This window comes from Micromonospora craterilacus (assembly GCF_003236315.1).
GTDB lineage: Bacteria > Actinomycetota > Actinomycetes > Mycobacteriales > Micromonosporaceae > Micromonospora > Micromonospora craterilacus.
In genome coordinates this window covers 1-683 of sequence record NZ_POTY01000536.1, presented here as the reverse complement: position 1 = coordinate 683, position 683 = coordinate 1, and the positions used below count along the sequence as shown (strand labels likewise).

At 69.3% G+C, this 683-nt stretch carries 1 pseudogene; it reads left to right on the top strand.

The features are described from left to right. Nucleotides 1-683 (top strand): annotated as a pseudogene (locus tag C1I95_RS34300) (hypothetical protein); the annotation flags it as partial.

The following is a 683-nucleotide window of genomic DNA, read 5'->3' as shown; positions in this document are numbered from 1 at the left end:
TCGCCACCGACGTCGGGATCTACGTCATCGGTCTGGTCGCGCTCGGCATCGTCGTGCTCGGACTACTCTCCTACCGCTCAGAAGGAACCCGCCGCACCGTCGCCGTCATCTGGGACCTCGGCACCTTCTGGCCCCGCACCGTCCACCCCTTCGCACCACCCTGCTACGCCGAACGCGCCGTCCCCGAACTCGCCAGACGCATCACCGCACTCACCACCCGCGGCGGCGTCATCATCTCCGGCCACTCCCACGGCTCCGTCCTCGCCACCGCCACCCTCCTCCAACTACCCGAAGAAGTCCTCCCCCGAGTAGCCCTACTCACCCACGGCAGCCCCCTGCACCGCCTCTACGCCCGACTCTGCCCCGCCTTCCTCGGCGACCAAGTCCTCCACGAAGCCGGCAACCGCATCAACTGGCGATGGATCAACCTCTGGCGCAACACCGACCCCATCGGCGGCCCACTCTTCTCCGCACACCGACCCGGCGAACCACCCCGCACCCAAGGCCCCCCCGGCACCGTCGACCGACGACTACGCGACCCCACCGGCATCACCGTCCAACTCGACGACACCGTCCCCCCACCAATCAACCGACACTGGCCCTACCACACCGACCCCACCTACGAAACCGCCGTCCGCGAACTCGCCGGCCGCCTCGACCCGAACGGGTTCCCCCCGAGCCGC